At 58.0% G+C, this 18,003-nt stretch carries 13 protein-coding genes; 1 reads left to right on the plus strand and 12 read right to left on the minus strand.

Annotated elements, in window-relative coordinates; all coding sequences use genetic code 11:
• Positions 1-25: 25 nt before the first annotated feature.
• Positions 26-1,750, minus strand: a complete 1,725-nt coding sequence (locus ACN8ZM_RS40925) for a hypothetical protein (protein ID WP_420213572.1) — start codon at positions 1,748-1,750, stop codon at positions 26-28.
• Positions 1,747-4,770: a strawberry notch-like NTP hydrolase domain-containing protein gene (locus ACN8ZM_RS40930; RefSeq protein ID WP_420213573.1), complete on the minus strand. Its 3,024-nt coding sequence runs from the start codon at positions 4,768-4,770 to the stop codon at positions 1,747-1,749. Before ACN8ZM_RS40930 ends, ACN8ZM_RS40925 begins: the two co-directional genes overlap by 4 nt.
• 408 nt (positions 4,771-5,178) lie before the next feature.
• Between ACN8ZM_RS40930 and ACN8ZM_RS40935 the strand changes: the two genes are divergently transcribed.
• Complete coding sequence (locus ACN8ZM_RS40935) at positions 5,179-5,427, plus strand: helix-turn-helix domain-containing protein (RefSeq protein ID WP_420213574.1); 249 nt, start codon at positions 5,179-5,181, stop codon at positions 5,425-5,427.
• A 135-nt stretch (positions 5,428-5,562) separates the two neighbouring features.
• Here ACN8ZM_RS40935 and ACN8ZM_RS40940 read toward each other — a convergent pair whose 3' ends face one another.
• From ACN8ZM_RS40940 to ACN8ZM_RS40985, 10 genes are all read right to left on the minus strand, one after another.
• Positions 5,563-7,638, minus strand: a complete 2,076-nt coding sequence (locus ACN8ZM_RS40940; RefSeq protein ID WP_420213575.1) for an acyltransferase family protein — start codon at positions 7,636-7,638, stop codon at positions 5,563-5,565.
• Entirely contained in the window at positions 7,629-9,041 is a 1,413-nt protein-coding gene (locus ACN8ZM_RS40945; protein ID WP_420213576.1) for a hypothetical protein, read from the minus strand. The genes ACN8ZM_RS40940 and ACN8ZM_RS40945 overlap by 10 nt, the downstream gene beginning before the upstream one ends.
• Before the next feature lie 11 nt (positions 9,042-9,052).
• Positions 9,053-10,063 carry an ATPase, T2SS/T4P/T4SS family gene (locus ACN8ZM_RS40950; RefSeq protein WP_420213577.1) on the minus strand — a complete coding sequence of 337 codons (1,011 nt, stop codon included), beginning with the start codon at positions 10,061-10,063 and terminating at the stop codon, positions 9,053-9,055.
• Positions 10,064-10,075: 12 nt separating this feature from the next.
• Positions 10,076-10,633 (minus strand): type 4 pilus major pilin, encoded by a 558-nt coding sequence (locus tag ACN8ZM_RS40955; protein ID WP_420213578.1) that lies wholly within the window; start codon positions 10,631-10,633, stop codon positions 10,076-10,078.
• 92 nt (positions 10,634-10,725) lie between these two features.
• Positions 10,726-11,844, minus strand: a complete 1,119-nt coding sequence (locus ACN8ZM_RS40960; RefSeq protein ID WP_420213579.1) for a type II secretion system F family protein — start codon at positions 11,842-11,844, stop codon at positions 10,726-10,728.
• Positions 11,844-13,652, minus strand: coding sequence for an ATPase, T2SS/T4P/T4SS family (locus tag ACN8ZM_RS40965; RefSeq protein ID WP_420213580.1), 1,809 nt, complete (start codon positions 13,650-13,652; stop codon positions 11,844-11,846). Before ACN8ZM_RS40965 ends, ACN8ZM_RS40960 begins: the two co-directional genes overlap by 1 nt.
• On the minus strand, positions 13,642-14,205 hold the full coding sequence (locus ACN8ZM_RS40970; RefSeq protein WP_420213581.1) for a hypothetical protein: 564 nt from the start codon (positions 14,203-14,205) through the stop codon (positions 13,642-13,644). Before ACN8ZM_RS40970 ends, ACN8ZM_RS40965 begins: the two co-directional genes overlap by 11 nt.
• Positions 14,192-15,439, minus strand: a complete 1,248-nt coding sequence (locus tag ACN8ZM_RS40975; protein ID WP_420213582.1) for a hypothetical protein — start codon at positions 15,437-15,439, stop codon at positions 14,192-14,194. Before ACN8ZM_RS40975 ends, ACN8ZM_RS40970 begins: the two co-directional genes overlap by 14 nt.
• Before the next feature lie 17 nt (positions 15,440-15,456).
• Positions 15,457-17,214, minus strand: a complete 1,758-nt coding sequence (locus ACN8ZM_RS40980) for a PilN family type IVB pilus formation outer membrane protein (RefSeq protein WP_420213583.1) — start codon at positions 17,212-17,214, stop codon at positions 15,457-15,459.
• Entirely contained in the window at positions 17,202-17,996 is a 795-nt protein-coding gene (locus tag ACN8ZM_RS40985; RefSeq protein ID WP_166742055.1) for a toxin co-regulated pilus biosynthesis Q family protein, read from the minus strand. Before ACN8ZM_RS40985 ends, ACN8ZM_RS40980 begins: the two co-directional genes overlap by 13 nt.
• Positions 17,997-18,003 lie beyond the last annotated feature (7 nt).

Consider the following 18,003-nt stretch of genomic DNA (forward strand, 5'->3'; position numbering starts at 1 on the left):
ATTGATCGATAGCGGCTCAATGAGCCTATGCAGCGAAGCGTGGTGGCGTTCGCGGCCCCTTTTCGGACTCTTCAGTTTCGCCCTCGATCAAATCGTCCTCGCCCCCGTCGTCTCCCGCAAACTCGGGCAGAAGTCGCTTGGCCGATTTGGCATCAATGTAGAAAGCTTGTCCGCATCGGTTCATCAGAACGTCCATAACGGCATCCATTTTGTGGAAATCAACCGATACGCTCATCGTGGCCCGATTGCCAGCAAAATCGCCCGTGATCTTCGTGAGATCCTTGTTGCCAAAGACGATGCCCCCCACGGCTTTCGTGCCGCTAGTCGAGATCGTCAGCGTCGCCGGCCGGCCGCGATCGAAGATGACCTGGCACTGCTTGTCATTCAACGACGGTGACGCAATGAGCCTGACACTAAATCCTTCCGTGTACGCCTTTTCCAGAACCGTCCCAGCGAGAGAGCGTGTCAACGCTACCGGCATGTTCAGCACGTCATCTTGGGTGACCTTGGCGTACAGGACAACCGCTCGATGCCGCGCGCCGGTTTCATCGGTGAAGATCGCAGCGTTGCCGAGGCGATGCTCCGCGACAAACTGCGAGGCGGCGAACATGTTGCCGGTCAGCACGTTTCGCGAGAATCGGACCGTGCCCGGCTTCGCCGCATCATATGCTTTCAACGGATTTGTGTAGTCGCTACCGAGCAGATGATCCGTCGCGAACAGCGGATCGCCGATAAGCTGATTCAGAGAGAACTCCTGCCACTTATCGCTACCCGGAACGATCACGCGAACGCTGTACTGACCAAGCAGGTGCGACTGAGCACGCTTCTCGGGCGGAAACAGCGACACGATCATTCCCTTCTCCGCCTGTTCCTCCATGCCAGTGAAGTTGATGATGCTGCCAGGCACAAGGGCCGGCAACATCCGACGAATCCATTGGTGTCGCGCGGACGAACTCTTTACGGGATTCGCGTCAGCCGATGCGATCGCTTCCTCCAACGACTTGAACTGCGGGAGTGATTTCAGCGCTTGCTGCTGAACCCTTTCGAAGCACTCGTCCACGTCCCGCAGGATGCTGTCGCAATTGACTCGCCACTTGTCGTGCTGCCCGATGGCATAGCGATGCTCTACCAGCTTGAAGCGGTTGTCCTGCTCCGTCAGAAACTGACGACCGCGCTCGATCATCCGAACCATGTCTTCAGATGAGTACGGGATGACCTCCTCTTCCCACTCGACGCGCGAAATGTAGACCGGCAAATCGAATACCGATCCGTTGCGCTTGCCGGCGCGGAAGATCTTCTGATCAACGATCTTGCCGCGCCAATCCCATACGGAGGTCTGAAATGGATTGACTCCCTTCGATTCCATTTCCTTCACGGTTTCGTTGAATACGCGCGACAGTTCCGCGTACGCTTCCTTCTGCTTCGCAACGGGCAGCAGTGCGATGCGGCCGGTCAGCTTGTTCGCAAAATACGCTTCGTCTTCGCTGACCGTCTCATGCTCAGGATTGATATCGAGCAGTGCGGCAATGTCCGGGTTCTCTTCGAGGTAGCGGCGGCAAATCTCATTGCCTACCGGGTTGAGGATGTCGGGTACGTCCTTCATCTCGGCCTGGTTGTTCCGGTTCGACTGCGTGTTCGCAGAGAGCTTTCGGAGCTTCGCATTCTGCATTGCAAGCACACGTTTTTCGAACGGAAGCGACGTGACCACCGTCTTGATTCGCGGCGAATTAACCTGCCCGCGTCGATTCACGCGGCCAAAGAACTGGATGCGCTCGGCAACGTTGTTGGCGATCCGGTCGAACCGGCCCGCGTCAAAGTCACCGAATCAGCGCGACCATTGTTGAAATCGGACAGCGTTTGCAGACGCTGATCTGGCCGGATGCTGACGATGATCTTGTTCGGATCGTCGGGAGAAGGTCGCGTCTGAAACGACCGCCCGGAGATCTCTCCGTTCGAGTACCCAGCGTCGTTCAGCTTCTGGCGCAACGTGTCAAGCGGCGACACGGGAATATCGGGAAGTAGAGCGATTTTCGCTGCGATATCGCTGATCGCTTCGTCAATCGCCTCCGCTTCCTCCTTGTTTTTGGCCTGAGCGGTCACGTGCTCATAGTGGCCGTTGCCGTAGTCGTCGCGCACGTAGATATATTCGAGTTTGCGCGAAACGCGTTGCATAACGTCGCGGAACGTCATGGCGTCAACAGTACGCCCGTCCAGGGATGCCGTGAGGTTCTCCGCACCCTCTGCGTTTAGCTCCCCCTCCTCGGCGTCGATCTTCTGGTTTTCGGCGAGCGATTCCTTCAGTAAGGACTCGAAAGTCTGCTCAAGCACGATGACCGGCTTCCGATTTTCTTTCAGTGCATCGATTGCCTCGTCTGCGACTTTTTCGACCTTCAGCGCAAGCGCAAACTGGCGAAGGATGTTGTACAGGCGAGATCCGAAGCCTTGATAGGACACGCCCATGCGATTGCCCGCACGTGCCGATTCTGGCATGTCTTCGAGCTTCTTCTTGATCTCCTTGTCCATACGGCGCATTACCCGGCCTACATCGCCGGAGAAGTACGACATGGACCGTAGCGCAGCACTGAGTGCATCCGCCCACTGCTCGTCGCGCTCATTCGTTTCTTCGGTGACGACAGTGGAGAATTCAAGCTTCGAAAGGTCATGCTCGCGTCGGATGAACACGCCCTCTTCCGCGAGCATCGCGGACAAGATCTCCTGAAGCGGCTCGCCACCGGCCTGCAGAGTGTCTGCAATTGATTCGATAGCAACGCTCGATGGAAACACCTTTGCATACGCACGCATGTTCTTGGCGTTCTTTGCAAACGTGGCACTCGAATACATGCACGATCCCGCATGCTCGACGGCAAGACCGATGTTGTCGGAAGTGTTCGACTCGCCGGCGGCAACATGAGACTCGTCCAGCAACAGCATTGCGCCCTTGGCGGCCGCAGGAAGCCATGCTGCCTTCTTGCTCGCAGACCGCTCCCGGTTGAACTGCGAGTACGTCGAGAACATGAGGTTGTAGCCCGAGTCCTGCAACGAGATATCGTTGTCCATGAGCTGCTTGATGACGGCGGCCTTCGTCGCGGGGATCTCGATCTTGTTGGTGTCCATATTGCGCACCGGCTCACCATCGTTGAGGATCAGCGGGCGGAACAGCGTGTGCGAGTCGATGTCCTTCAGATCCCTCCAGAAGTCCGAGAACAGGTTCGCCTTCTCGGTGTTGAAGAGCACCGGCTGATTGCTCAGCGCGGCATAGCGGGCCAATGCTGCGAGCACACGCCCCTTTCCCTGCCCGGTTTGGTCGCCATTGATGAACCCTCGCCCTTCCTCCGCACGCTTGATAGCAAGCGCGATCGCATCGACCTGCTCGGCAGAAAAGGCAAGCTCCATTTCCTCGACAGTTAGTTGCAATTTCTCCGCGACGTAGCTGTCCACGTCCATGCCGATTTCCTCGACCAACTTCGCCAGTGCGCGGCGCACCGGCTCTTCGAGGTTGCGAGGAATCATCGCGCTCGGCTCGTTGAGCTTCGACGCGGGAATATACGGAGCCTGGTAGTCGTTGAATTCGGCCTGTACAGGCTGCTCGACCGAAGCTGCATCGCTGACCTCTTGGCCGTGCTGTGCCGGCTCTTGCGGACCCTCTACGGCAGGCTCGTGCTCCGGCACACTCGCCTTATCGAGTTCGCGCCATAGCTCGGACAGCTTGAACTGGTGCCCGCCTGGCGCATCAACCATGACATAGCCGGCCTTCACCATGGGCGCACTGGTCTGAAAGGTCCGGCCGCGATATATCGACGGCATCACATCGGCAGCGGTCGTCGCGCCTGATTGCCGTTGCCATCGAAGGAATTCGAGCGCAGCCGCTCGTGCGACGGCCTTCACGTCGTCATCAGTCGATCCGTTCGCTTCTGCCGCGTGTCGCGAGCCATCGGACACGATGGGATCGAGTTTGCGGGCAAGCGCCTGCACGTGCGTCCATAAGGATTCCCATGTATGAACTACCGGCAAGCGCTCGCCCAGCCGATACTGTTTCGATTTCAGCGCCTCGGCCGCTTCCTCTTGCGAACGCCGTCGACCAACGGTGACCATGCGAACGGGGTACTCTGCGCCCTGTTTCTTGTAGAGCGCACCGTCAAGTTCGATTGCGTCTTCGATCTCATAATGGTCAGCCAGCCACGCGAAGAAGCTCTTGCTGCCGCCGGCGACCTTGCCTTGCTCGATCAGGCTCTCGCGATCGGCCGCGATAATGAAGACGCCTCGACCAGCGTCCTTACGGACCTGCCGGCCGGCGCGCTCGGCATAGCCCACCGGATCGATGCGCAACAACACGTCGCTGACAACCTGGCAGTGCTTCGGGTACTTCGCGGCCGACTGGAGCCATCCGGCATTGACCACACCGGTGTCCGACTCGGCGAACGCGCGCTGAACGATGATCGTGCCGCCCGGCTCGGTCTTGGCCTTCATGCCCTTGAGCACCGACTTGCGCATTTCCTCGCTCGGAAGCGCGTTCATCAGCGTCGAGATCTCGCCCTCGTTGGCGATGAAGTCCTTGACTTCAGCGCGCGGTGCCTTGAGCGGCTTGTCGCTCTTGTACGGGCGCAGCACCACGGTCACTTCTTCGCCGGTATCGAGGCGCGTCCCGATGATCGCATCGCGATCCTTCGAGTCCTTCGTGTAGCCCGCCACCTGGAGGGCGAAGTTTTCGGTTGCCGGCAGATCGCTCTTCGAGCCGCCGATACGTTCCTGAATCGCACTCAGTTTCGACATTCCTTACTCCTTCACTGGGAAGCCGGCGCAACGCCTGGCTCGGATGGGACGCTCTGCCCCTGAAGGGCTTCGCGCGCGGTACGCATAAAATTGCGTATCGTATTAATGATACATACTTATATGGGCGAGGCAAGGCACGCGCCGAACGGCCGTCTATTGTTGTTCTATGCGGCAATGGTTTGTCATATGGAACAATGCCGGGGCACTTCGGCCATGCGCCAGAGTTCATCCTGACGCCTACCCCGATCCTGACAAACCCTCAAGAATCAGCCCGCGATGACGAAAAAGGGCTTTGGCCCCTAAAAAACTCGTCGCCGTGTCGCATCCGTTACAAAACTCTGACAATAGTCTGCTGCTGACTATTGTCCTCAAACTCACAATTCTGGCCCAGACGACCGGGCCGGGAATTTGAACAGTCAAGCCAACAGCGCATTTGCCGCCACATTGCGAAAGCTTCGTAACGAGCGAGGCATGTCGCAGTACACCTTGGCGAAGGTGACCGAACTTGATCGCACTTACATTTCACTCCTCGAGCGTGGGTTACGTTCGCCGAGCCTTGACACCCTGCTTGCCCTCGCTCGCGGCCTGAATGTCTCTCTGGTAGAAATTGCTGCCGCGGTAGAAGCAACTATGCTGGCCGGGCCTCCAACCGCGTGATTCAAAATTGCCTGAAGCCCAATCTGCGCTCCTCTCTCTTACAGAGGGGAGTCTCGCGTCTGAATGTCAGATACAGCGATGACGCTTGAAGCCGCAAAGGGCGCAGCACCCAAGCTGCGCCGATATCGCTGACTACTACCTTGCAAGAATTGCTTCCAGTTCTTGCGGATGTCGTTCCATGTACTTCGGATACAGCAGCATGCTTCCGGCCGCGCTCAGATGATGGTAGTCATCAAACCGATAAATCGGCCGACCGTCGAAATCTAAAGTGCACGTCTTTTCGGTACATGGAACGTCGTAAGTGTGCATGATTCCGATCTGTGGAAACCTTCTCTTTATTCGATTTAGCATTGCTTCGATGGGCGCATGTTGTTCCCGTGCAAGTCTCGCATCAAATTCACATGCTTGGCGGCGTACCGTGAAGTACAGGTTGTTGTTGAAGTCGCAGTTTATGAGATTCATTGGAATCATGGGAACATCGTCCATCAAGACGACACGCTTTCCCGCTTCTTGCAAACGTGAGATCGTATTTACAAGCTCCGCTTCAAGCTGTCCGGGCAAGAACCCATGGCCGTTAGGTGTCGGGGAGGTTGAATTATTCTGATAGTTTTGCCAAGCAGCAGCCATAAAAACCGTCTGCACATCACTTCGCTCCATAGCGAATGCCATCACGTCTTTGTTGTGCTGGACACACTGCAAATGACTCTCTAATAGCGCATTATCGGCTGGCTTCGCCGGCTCATTCTCGATCGGCGGGCAAAGTGTAAAGCCAACATCATGAATCGATAGATTATGCGCTTTTCCCAACTCGTCAAAGAAATAGATCAAGTGATATGCATGGGAATCGCCCCATAGGATTGCCTTCTGCCGCGAGCCGACTGCGCCGAGCTGACAAGTCGTTTCATCAGTCACGCCTACCTTCGACCAGCACACCTTGCCACGTGGCATGTCGAACACGGCGTCACCAGACCATCGGAAGTCGTTGCGCACCTTCTCCGGGTAAGCAAATAGAAAGCCATCCGTGACTTTTCCAGTCGCGGTCAGCGCACCACAGGCTAGCAAGGGAATGCCCACCAGGCCGATCAAAGTGCGCCTGACAGGCCATACTGCGCGACGTATCGGTTGCTCGATACATCGGTACGTCAGTGTGGCTAATACAAAGGTAATTCCCGTTGCAATCACGTAGCCCGTCTGAGAAGCAAGGTCCAGTTTGCGGAGTGAGTAGTACAGCGGCCAATGCCAAAGGTACAGCGGATACGAGATTCGCCCGATGAAGACCGCAACCCTGTTGGCAAAAAGCGCATGAAGAACGGTCGAGCGGCGCCCGGCGAAGATCAGCAGGATAGCCCCACCGCAGGGCGCGACAGCACCGATTCCCGGAAACTGCTGCATATCGCTCGCATGGGAAGACGCGACGATGGCCAGAAAGCCAAGTGCGAACAGCCAATCGTAGAGCAAGCCCTTTTTCACTTCACGACGAAACTCGTGGAGTGCCAGCAGGACGCCGACCAAGAACTCAAATGCCCGATACTGCGCGAAATAGTACGCCCCGGTTGTACCTCTATAGGATGCAATGAGGGCGATCGCAAAGGAGAATGCCGCGATCACAAATACGACGGACTTCAACCAGGCTGACCACTTTCGGTGTACCCAATACAGGAGCAGCGGCAGAAAGACATAGAACTGCTCCTCCACCGAAAGTGACCACGTATGGAGCAACGGCTGATCAGCAGCGTTCGCGTCAAAGTAACCGGTTTGCTTCGAGAGGAAAATGTTTGACGTCATCGTGGCTACAGCCAGGATGTTCTTCGCGAGATGATATGAATCAGTCGGAAGCGAAAAGAGGATGCTGAATATGAACAGCGCAGCCATCATCACGAAGAGCGCGGGCGCAAGCCTCTTCGCCCTGCGGGCGTAGAACTCGCGGAACGAAAAGTTGCCTTCGTACAGGTCACCCAGAATGGACGTTGCGACCACAAATCCTGATATCGCAAAAAAGATGTCAACTCCAGTGAAACCACCGTTGAAGGCAGCTACGCCGGCATGCCCCAACATCACCGATACGACGGCGATCGCGCGCAGACCATCGACATCTGGCCGATAGTACGGGGATATATGTCTCGCTTCTCTCTGATTCACTTGCATACTCGCTGAATGATGGCGGCGCAGATCATAGCAGGCACCGATTCCAAGGCAGCGGCTCAGAAGCATGCATAGTCAATCAATCCGCCCGCTCCTTTGGAGTTGTGGGTCTGGAAGTAGCGGTTGTTCGGCCCCCCATCCGAGACCAGAGAAATTACCCAATATCCGTATCCGTCTGACTGCGGATTGGAAAATCCCTGCATGAAGCACCACGTGTAGGGCCCCAACGTCGTGTCGGAAGCCGTTTGACCAACTGCACGAGGTTGCATCGATCCCGCCGGCGCCCACACACCGGATTGACAAAACAGTGGGCCGTTGCCGGAATTCGCGATCAAGCCATTGGGACCGCACCCAGCGCCCTGCTGCGCCCAGCCGTTGACTTGGACATACTCGTTCGCGTAAAGCCTGCTGTTGGACCAAATCGTGCCTTGAACAGTTTGGCTCCTATTCACTGTAAGGTTGCCGTCGACTTGTGCATCCCCCGTCGAATGCATCCACGCAGCCGTTACCGCGCCGTTGGATGCCCATAGGTTCCGCCCGGCGACGACATCCAGTGATCCGTTCACGCTACCGGCCGCGTTCACGTTATTGGCATTGAGGTCCGCTGCCGCGCTGCCAGCAGCATTCTGAACATACAGCGCTCCGTTCTGTCGAATTGCCGAGTTCGCGCCATCCCCGTAAAGGAACGAGCTACCGATCTGTACACTGTTGCCAGCCGGCGTAACGACCTTCTGAGCGTTGACCGTCGCGGCGTTCGCGATGTTGTGCAGCGTTCCCGTTGTGCCTTGGAAATTCAGGTCGCCTTCCATGGGAAGCGAACCATCGCGACGAACAAAGGCAGACCACCCGCTCGAGCCATACCCCACCCGCATCGCAAGCACACCGGCAACGGCACCCAACGGATTGGCGTCCGTCCAGGAGCCATTCATGCCAGTAATGGTGCCGGGCGTGACAGTATCAGAGTAGCCGCCATCACCGCCGATGGCAGCCGCACCATCCGCGAGCATCAACGGCTTACCGGTCGAAGGATCGGTTGCCGCCCCGCCGATGTACACCTTTCCGGCGATATCACACGCCGGCGCAATGCACCCTGCGGGAACCTTCGCGAGAGAAACCTGATACGGAAATCCGTAGGCGCTGGTCGTTGAGAATCCTGCGGGGATCACGTTGATTGCCTGAAGCTCCGCCATCGTCGGCGCATACTCATTTGCCACGCCAGGGATCGCCGTACCGTTGACCAGATTGGAGTAGTACAGCGTGAGGTACTTGCCGCTGATGAGGTTGCCGATATCCAGCAGGACTCCACCTTGCGCAGCCATTTGCTCCGATAACATCTCCTGCCGCTTTTCCCACAGGCCAACAGTAGCGAACGCAATCGCGATCGTCGCGCCAATGCCGAGCGACACCAGATCATACAAACCGCGCTGCCGCGCGCGCGAACCAGCGAGAATCCGACGAAAACGGAAGGCCATTTGCACGTCCCTTACAGTTGCATGCGCGGTTGCGCTGCGGCTCCGGCGCGAAGCGCTTGCGCTGCGAGTTGACGCCTCGCCTGGTCAATCGCGGAGGTAAGGTTGCCAAGCGGAGCCTCGGGATTGGAAAGGATGTTTCTGATCGGATCATCGACCTTCAGGCACTGGACAACCGGTTTTCCGCGTTGCAACTTCTGGTGCACGACAGCGCGCAGCGACCTTCCTAACAACTGCCGAGCATAGGACTCGCCCCCCCGCTCCGCGAGCGTTAACAGCATTTGGATAGCGGACTCAGGCGAGTCGGAATGGATGCTCGTGAGCACCAGGTGGCCGCGAGGCGCGAGGCGCACAAGCTCAGCAGCAGCGTCCTGTCCAAGCACCTCGCCGAACATGAACATGCTCCGAGTAGCAGCAGGAAACTTGCGCATTGCAGTCTCGACCTCGTATTTGTAGCCCATTGCGGTCGCATCCACTTGCTCCAAATACCCCTCGCCGTGAAAGCCCTCGAAGTCGACTTCAATCGGCGACTCAACACCGAGCGCATACCCACCAAAAGCTTCCAGTCGCGCCTTGACTGCGGACCGGAGGGTCGTGGACTTTCCAGCGCCAGTCTCACCACACACGAGGATCAACCCGCCCGATCGGAACTCAGGGTCCAGCAACAGTTCTTCCGCTGCACGACCAAGGTTCAATTCCTTGATCCCGGCCACTTCCTTCCGGCTACGCCTCAATGCGTAGCGATCGACGCGCATGCGCTGCCCGCGAAAGCGCAGATTGCCGATGTCGAACGCAAGCGCATCCGCATCGCCATTGTCGCGATGCCTCTTGAGGCACGTCGTCATATGGAAGAGTACGGGCAGCATGTTCTCCGGCACCTTCGACGGCTTGGCCTCAGCAAGCTGCTGGCCGTCGTCGTTCACCTCGCGAAAAACCACTGAGGTCTCAGGCTTGGCAATGTCCACATGCCAATCGGAATACGACGCCGCCTCCAGCAGCAGCAATTCGTCAAGTTCGCTTTGCATGACGCGGCTCGTTTACTTGCTGAAGACGTACACGATGGTGTTCTGGCCCGACGTACAACTTGTCCCCGTCAGGCCCGGATCGCTCACTTGCCCATCCTGCTTGACCAGCGTGCCGTTGACGGTCGTTGTGCGCACAGAGTTGTCCATGCCAGGAACGATAGATTCACACTCGGAATTCGGCACACCCGTCGTAGAGAGACTGATCGCGTTGTTCGAGACGCCACCAATGGTCGCCACTCCCAAGGTCACCGTCCCGCTCCATCGGTTGACCAGGTTGGTCGATGACGGGACTACCCAATCTGTCGGAAACGCCCCGTTGTTGACGAGGATCGCCTGAGTAGCACCCGAGAAATTCGGTCGGTTGGCATAGATTTTTTGAATCTTCGAAATTACCAGCGGCAACTCCTTCAGTTCCGCGTTTGCTCGATTGTCCGCAATGACACCGTTGACCAACTTGACGGCACCATAAATCAGGAGGGCAATAATTGCACCGGCGATCGACAGTTCGATCAACGTGTAACCCCTCTGCTTGTGCAGACGCTTGAGATTGCGATTCGAATGAGCGGACATGGAACCCCCTTGTAGTGGAAAACGACCGGTAGATTGCGTATCACTGTAATTATACGCACCTGATGCGGCACGGGCATCTCGTCTTGTGACTGTCACTTTTTAGCCACCGCTTGATGACGGATGGAGTCGCGGAGACCTGCACTGAGGCCCTGCCCCGTGTAGAGCGTGCCGAGCAAAAGGTACGCAACGAGAGCACCCAGAACAAAAATCAACGCGATATTCAGGCTCTTCGCCGATTTTCTGACCTGTTCGCGCGCCTCTTCGATTCCCTCGATACCCATCTTCTTGATGACCTGGTTAAAGTCAGAACTACGGCGGCTCTGGTCGATCAGCCGGTTCGACAGTTCTTGCCCGAAGATCCCCGTGGCAAATGCCTCGCCATAACTGACATTCTTCGTCAGAAGTCGATTTATGATCGTGTTGATGTGCCATCGAAGCCATGGTTTGCCGCGGCGCTTCAGCTTCTCCAGAGATCTCACCAACGTTTCCCCCGACACCATCAGGGACGCCAACGCAACCATGAAAATCGCGCCGTGATAGTCACGGAAGACCCGGTACGGAATGTAGTTGTCCACCTCGGCACGCCTGCGCCCGCGCCAGTTTGGAATTGACCACTTGAACCACCAAAGGGCCGTAGCAGTCGCGATCAACAGGAGAAGCCCGTAGTGCCGCGCGACATACGAAACGGCATAGATCGACTTGCCCATCGAATTCCACTTTTCTGGCGGAACGATCGTCGCATACAACGGAATCACGAAAAAGCTCAGCATGCCAATGAAGCCCAAGCAGACGATCGTCACGAGAGCCGGCACGAGCAAGGCGGCCGCCATCTCTGCCGTCATCGCCCGCTGGCTCTTTATCGTCGCCGCCAAGAAACGTAAGCCCTCGTCGACGTCGCCTCGCGTCTCGATCGAAGCAATCACCAGCAAATCGCTGTCTGGCGCTATTCCGCCCATCATGTGCGACAACGAGCCGCCCTTCTGATCCAGTCGTTCGAGGAAGATCTTGTACAGACGGCCGTACGGATCCTTCTGCTTGATGGCACGGGCGAGACGAATCGATAGAAACTTTGCGATTGGCTCCTTGTCCTTGATCGCCTCCGCGAGATCGATGTAGAACTTCTCTCGCCCACCGCGAAAACGACGAATTGTGAAGGCGAGTGCTACGCGGTCACGCTGCTCGCGCGAACTACGCTTGTGAGCGGTCCTCATTAGGTGGCCTCAAACATGATTTCGTATTGATCGAAGAGTTCGAACGTCTCCACTTGCCTCGGGTCGATCAGACCGGTGTATGCCTTGTATAGCGCGTGCTCGAACATGGTTTTGCCACGCATATTGGGGGAGTCGAACCGCTTGTCTCCCTCTGATCGCCAGATGCGCTCGGCCTCGAAATCGTCGTTACGGCGCATGGCCTGAAGGAAGTTTCGAGTCGGCTGATACATCTCTGCCACGACCGTCAACCCCTTCGTGCCCCGCCCACCGCACAATGCGCAACCACCTTCCTTCTTCGTACGCATGTTCGACGTGTCGATCCGGAAGCGCTCTCGAATGAACGCGGTGATGTGCGGTATCGTTTCGTCCGCGTGCTCACCCTGTGAACAAGTGCAGAGCCTCGGCACGAGCGACTGCGCAACCACCAGGGACCAGAAACGCGGACGGGTCAACGTCTCCATAGAGAAGCCGATTTCGCTGCTCGTGAGCCGTACAAAGGCATCCATCACACCAGGCGCGTGTGATGTCGCAAGCACTTGGTGGCCGGACTCGAGGAGCGTCTTCGCGCAGGTTCCAGAGTCGATATCTCGGATCTCGCCCTGCGCGATGATGCAGGGATCACTACGCATCAACACGCCCTGCACTTCTCTGAACGGCGTCTTGTCTGACTCGACGGACAGGGTACGTTGCAGCGAAATCTGCAACGATGTTCCGTCAACAGCCTTCTCGGTCGGATCTTCGACCATGATGATGTTCAGTTTGTCGCGCTCAGGAAGCGACTCGATGTAGTGTGTGAGCGCTGTTGATTTTCCTGAGTTCGTCTCGCCGACGATCAAGATCATTCCTTTGCGCGTGCGCGCGACACGAGCAAACATCTCAGCCTGGTCGTCTTCGTATCCGAAGTCTTGGAAGCGGTCCGCTTTGAACGTCTTATCTTTCATCAGAAAGCGGATATAGACAGTGAAGCCCTCGAAGCCTCGCGACGATTGCCAGCGCAGGTTCATCGCCTTCTCGCCAACGCGATAGGGGATCATGCACGATTGGAAATCCTCACTGGTGAACGACGAGTGCGAGCCAGTGCGATCAGCCATCAGCTTGTTGTACGCATATCCGAACGCACCATGCAACTGCTCGCGCGTGTAGACGCCCTTCGTCGGACCCTTCATGACTTCCATCTCGCCGTCGATGCGGTACTTAACTACTCCATGCTGCCCCTTGACGACGACGTGCAGGTCGGTTGCTCCGTTTTCTATTCCGTATCGGATGAAAGTATCGAACAAGCGACTTTCTTCCGACGAACTCGTGGCAACGTCATCTGCGAGCGCCTCGTGGTGCTCCGTCTTGTAGATAGCGGCGATCAGATCGCGGTCCGCGAAGGCAGTTTTCGCGACGCGCACCTGCGCTTTGCGCAACCTCTCACGCAGACTGTCCACGTGCCTGGACACTTGTGTGTAGGAATCCGGATCAATCAGGACGCTGGCTGTCCCACCCTCATGGCCTGTCACGACGAGGAAAGGCCGCAGCGACTCAGGCACTTCGAAGTCCGCTTTTGCCGCAGTGTAGATGCGATGGATGACCGGCAGTTCTGCGACCGACTGAACGCGTGCCCAATTCGGCAACGTCATTCCCTGACCGTGGGCCGCAGTGCGACCAGGCGCGGGGCGCCCGGCCGCGGCGCGCGGCGCAGCCGTCCTCTGCGGACGCGCGCTGTTCGCGCCGTCGATAAACAGACGGCCAAACCATTTCCCCAGGTGTGACGACGTGAACATGTCTGCTGCCCTTGGCGTTCCGGCGAGTTTATTGAGCACCCATACGCGGGAAATTCGGCATCGGCATACCGACCGGCAGGCCGACCGGCGGCATCGCGCCTGCCGACGTCCCCTGCGTGATGGCCGCTGGCGGAGTCGTCGGTTCTGCCAAATAGACGGTCTTGAGCGCTTTCGTTCGGATGTTTCTGAAGGTCACCGACGACGGCGATACTTTGGCGATCGTCCATCCCTTGATAGATCGATCCTTTGTGATCGGGTACGACGGGCCATCGCCGAGCGATACATCAACGGTCGTCATGCCATTCACGCCATAAATTGCATTCACACGAAGGTCGTCTGCCGGCTTACGCGCCTCCTTCTTCGCATCGCCGTCCGCAGATACGGCCGCGGGCGGCGACTGGCCCGGAGGATTCGCCGGTGCCTGTGCGGCTTGCGTCAGCTTTGCGCCGCTGTCCTCCTGCAACTTCTTGTCCATCTCATGCACAAGCGCCTGGCGTTGTTTGTCCACGAGCATGTCGAGCGTATCGGCGATGGCCCCTTGGGCGATCCCAGCCAGCGAGAGAACAAGCACGAGTACGCTAGTCTTTGACATAGTATTTCCCTTGAAACGTGAATTTCGGATCGGCCCCACCGGTACTTACGTCGATCTCATCGATGGACATCGAACTCGGCAAGCGCGCGATGGTTTCCTTCAAGAGCGCGGCCGGCCCTGCCCCGGTCACCGAACCCGCTCTCACAACATCGTGAAGTGCCGCGGCATTCCATTGTGGTTCTGCCCCAAAGACTGCCGGCTGGTCAAACGTAAGTGTTACGCCAGCGAGCGCAAGATCCTGCGCCAAGGAGCCCACTCGCAACTTGAACTGCGGAAATGTCGGGAAGGTGCTTCTGTCCAGATACGCCTCCTTCACCGGCGCATTAGGAACGCTGTAAGTAGCCGTCTTCCCGTCGAGGGAAAGGTCATAGTCGTGCGGTCCAAGTGCAGCAACCAACGTCCGGAAGTTGCCGCCTTGGATGGTCCATGTGTAAGCGCACGCCGATACCTGGCACGAGATCTTCGATAGAAACCACCCACCTTGAAGCGGATCGATATGCCAACTCCCGAGCAGCGCCGGCGCTGCTGCGGTAATGGGCGTCCCGGCAGACGCAAGCTTTCCAGCAATGGTCCTCTGGTACGTTACGTTCGGATCTTCCTGTTTTGCGACGCTCTTTTGCGGCTTCTCCTTGAAACTCGGCAGCGCCAAATAGATCCCGACACCGACAAGTACTGCGAGCAACGCAATTTGCTTGACGTTGACACCTTTGCTCGCCGTTTTGAGCGTCGCCGCCGCGATACTGCCTTCGCTCACAAGCTCTTCAAGCGTGATCGGAATCGTACTGCTGTAGACGGATTCGTAGTTTCCGAAGAATGTGAACGTCACGCCCCCACTGTCTGCTTCGATCTGCCGGATGCGATCTTCAGCGTCACCAATATCCCCGCAAAAGTCACCTGACGACATCGGCAGGCCATCCTTGAGAACGGCCATGCGAGCAGTCTGCCCCTCGATCTCGATCCAGATCGCGTTGGGCGTAACTTGCGGGAAGGTCGCCAACAACACAGATGCGGAGAGCATCTTCGTCTTCGCCGCCTTCGGAAGACTTTCCGGCACCTCGCTGTCGGCAAGGAACCCGATCATGATCGCCTGATCGTTCGAGTAACGTACCTCGAACGCCGCGTCCAAGTCGGAGACGAGCGCCTGCACCTCCTTCTTCTCGGAACTCTCCCCGGTCAAGGGCACCCAATCCAGACCGAATACAACGTGATGGCCGTCAACGGCAACGAGTCGCACTGACATAGCGTCCTGCCCTAAATTGCGCCTTCGGCCACAACCGGCGTCACGAGGATCACGACTGCTTCGCGATTCGTAGAGCCGTTGAATGAGCCGCCAAGACCAACCGGAGCCTTGTCCGTCAGCGTCCGCTTGTCATACTGACCCTGTTCACGCTCATAGCCCGAGAGCACCAACGTGTCACCTGGTCGCAATGCAACCTTTTGCAGGAAATCGGTGCTCGAGATCGTCGGCGTCTGGATGCTGTTCTGGTTGCTGCCACTACCGGACGTTTGCTTGTCCAGTGAATCGAGCGACGAAATACCCATCGAGAACTGGAGCAGGATGCTGTTGCTGTCGAGGATGGTCGGCAGAAGATTGAGCATGAAGCCGGTCGTGACCGTTCCGGGTGTGAGACCAGGTGTGCCGCCGACATTGCCGGACGCGCCGGCCGGCGCAGGAGTAATCTCGGCCAGATACCCGGTTTGCTGCGTGATGGCCACCGGAACGGGCTGTCGGTTCACGGTCATCGCATTAGCCGTCGTTACGACCTTGACCCGGCCGTAGTCTTGCAGCGCATTGAACATCGCCTTCGACCCCGACCATGCCGACGGCGACCCACTCGTTGGCGTCAGGACAGACGCACCCAGGCTGCCCGCCGTCGTGGAAACGAGTGACGTTGGGGACGTGAAGGAAAGAGCCCAAGGAACCATATTGGTGACCTTGTTGAAGACGACGTTCCAGTCGATGCCATATTGCTGACCGCTCGTCAGCTTCACCGAGAGCACCTCGACGCGCATCACGATCTGGCGCGTCAGCAGCCCGTTCTCGTGGTCGATGATGCGCGAAATCTCATCAACGGCGGCCTTCGTGTCGGTGACGGTAATCGTCCCCGTTGCCTCGGAGATCCAGTACCGGCCAGGCGGGGTCTTAATCGCCTTGATTTGCCCTTCCACCGACGTCCAGACGCTATAGGCGGAATCCATCTTGATCTTCGTGTTCGAAGAATAGCCGCCGCTGTTCTGCGAGGTGCCGCCTTGCGCTCCGCCTTGGGTGCCTGTCTGCGTCTGCCCGTCCCGACCAAGCGACGCGTCGAAACCCGAGGAGCCGGGCAACGCCTTCAGAGACAAAACTTTCGTGACAAACCGGCGAATGGTGATAACGCCATCGTGGTAGTCCCACGACAGTCCACCTTTCGCACAGGTCAGTTCGAGGAAGCCCTGCAGGGTTCCCACGTAGTTCATGTTGTACTTGGTCTCGTCCGATCGGCCGCCATACGATGCCGAGGACAGGCCCGCGGCAAGCGATCCGCCGGCAGCAGGGCTCGGCAACGGCGGCAACGAAGCGGCAGCGGGAGCCGCAGCGACGCCGCCGGCAGTCGCAGATGCCGAGCCGCCACCGCCCGATCGGTCCATGAACGCCGAGAGCGGCATCAGCGCGTCGGGCTGCACGCGAACCGGAATACCCGTGAGCTTCGTCAGTCGCTCAGCCAGAAGCTGAAGATCGCCGGGACCGTCCTTGAACTGGAACTGGAAATCGTTCTTTTTGAAGATCTCGGGCAGCGTTGCGTCCGATGTCATCGGCACTGCTCGGCCACCCAACCATGCGCCATTGACACGCTGCACGACGCGAACGTTCGACGTTGCATTCTGGATGGTTGCCATACGATTGTAGGCACTCACCTGATCCGCAACCTGGGCCGATTGATGGTCGACATCGCGCTGCATGGTGTTGCACGCCGACAGCGCGAATACGAGAACCGCCGCCGCGATGGCGCGTTGGTTTACTTGTCGCATTCTTTCTTGTCCCCGTAGTGAAGCACACGAACCACGTGATTGGCCTCGTACATGCACGCAAGCGCCGGATAGTCGCTGTATCGCAGCGAACCCATGAACTGATCCACCGCATTCTCGAAACTGCCGGTGAACGAACCTTCCAGTTGCACGGGATAGTCGTACCCGATCTCCCACGAGACTTGCCAGCCGGCGTCTTTCGCCCATCGAATCAGCGTCTGACGCAACGTCACGTCACTCGCCCTCACTTCCCACCGCATCGCGACTGCAAGCGGAACCATAGGTTTTGCGGAAACGTCATTTGCGTTGCCATTGGCAGCGACCATCGATACCGTCGATGCGACGCGTCGGAACGTGACGACACGTTTCTTCCAGTCGATTGTGGCCTCGACGTTTCCAAGCGGCGTGATAGCGTCGGTCAATACAGCATCCCAAGGCTTCCCGCCGTTCCACGCGACGAGTTGCTGCGTGTCCACGCTTCCGAAATCGAGACGGAACTCTCGCGGGACGACTACCGGAGCCATGTCCCCCAAGGCGATGTCGGTTCCTTTCCCACGCGGAACACTGACACTCGATGGGCGCATGCCAACCTGGGTAACCTTCCGTCCGGACGACGGCGCGGCAGGTGCCTCGGTCAGCGGGCTGGATGCGACTTCTGGAGCGGGCCCGGCCGCGGCAAGTTGCTGCTGCGCGGCTTCGTTAACGAAGCCTGCCTGGGCGCTCGGCGCGCAGGCAATGCCGATACCGAATGCCGCCATGGCGATGACGATCTTGGTGTTGTGCATCTCGCAC

Origin of the sequence: Burkholderia aenigmatica (assembly GCF_048627025.1) — a bacterium.
Taxonomy (GTDB): Bacteria; Pseudomonadota; Gammaproteobacteria; order Burkholderiales; family Burkholderiaceae; genus Burkholderia; species Burkholderia aenigmatica.

Bases quoted from the DNA above. Each gene is read 5' to 3' on its own strand.
- ACN8ZM_RS40985 (WP_166742055.1), bottom strand. From the start codon at position 17,996: ATGCACAACACCAAGATCGTCATCGCCATGGCGGCATTCGGTATCGGC.
- ACN8ZM_RS40950 (WP_420213577.1), bottom strand. From the start codon at position 10,063: ATGCAAAGCGAACTTGACGAATTGCTGCTGCTGGAGGCGGCGTCGTAT.
- ACN8ZM_RS40980 (WP_420213583.1), bottom strand. From the start codon at position 17,214: ATGCGACAAGTAAACCAACGCGCCATCGCGGCGGCGGTTCTCGTATTC.
- ACN8ZM_RS40945 (WP_420213576.1), bottom strand. From the start codon at position 9,041: ATGGCCTTCCGTTTTCGTCGGATTCTCGCTGGTTCGCGCGCGCGGCAG.
- ACN8ZM_RS40930 (WP_420213573.1), bottom strand. From the start codon at position 4,770: ATGTCGAAACTGAGTGCGATTCAGGAACGTATCGGCGGCTCGAAGAGC.
- ACN8ZM_RS40940 (WP_420213575.1), bottom strand. From the start codon at position 7,638: ATGCTTCTGAGCCGCTGCCTTGGAATCGGTGCCTGCTATGATCTGCGC.
- ACN8ZM_RS40970 (WP_420213581.1), bottom strand. From the start codon at position 14,205: ATGTCAAAGACTAGCGTACTCGTGCTTGTTCTCTCGCTGGCTGGGATC.
- ACN8ZM_RS40960 (WP_420213579.1), bottom strand. From the start codon at position 11,844: ATGAGGACCGCTCACAAGCGTAGTTCGCGCGAGCAGCGTGACCGCGTA.
- ACN8ZM_RS40955 (WP_420213578.1), bottom strand. From the start codon at position 10,633: ATGTCCGCTCATTCGAATCGCAATCTCAAGCGTCTGCACAAGCAGAGG.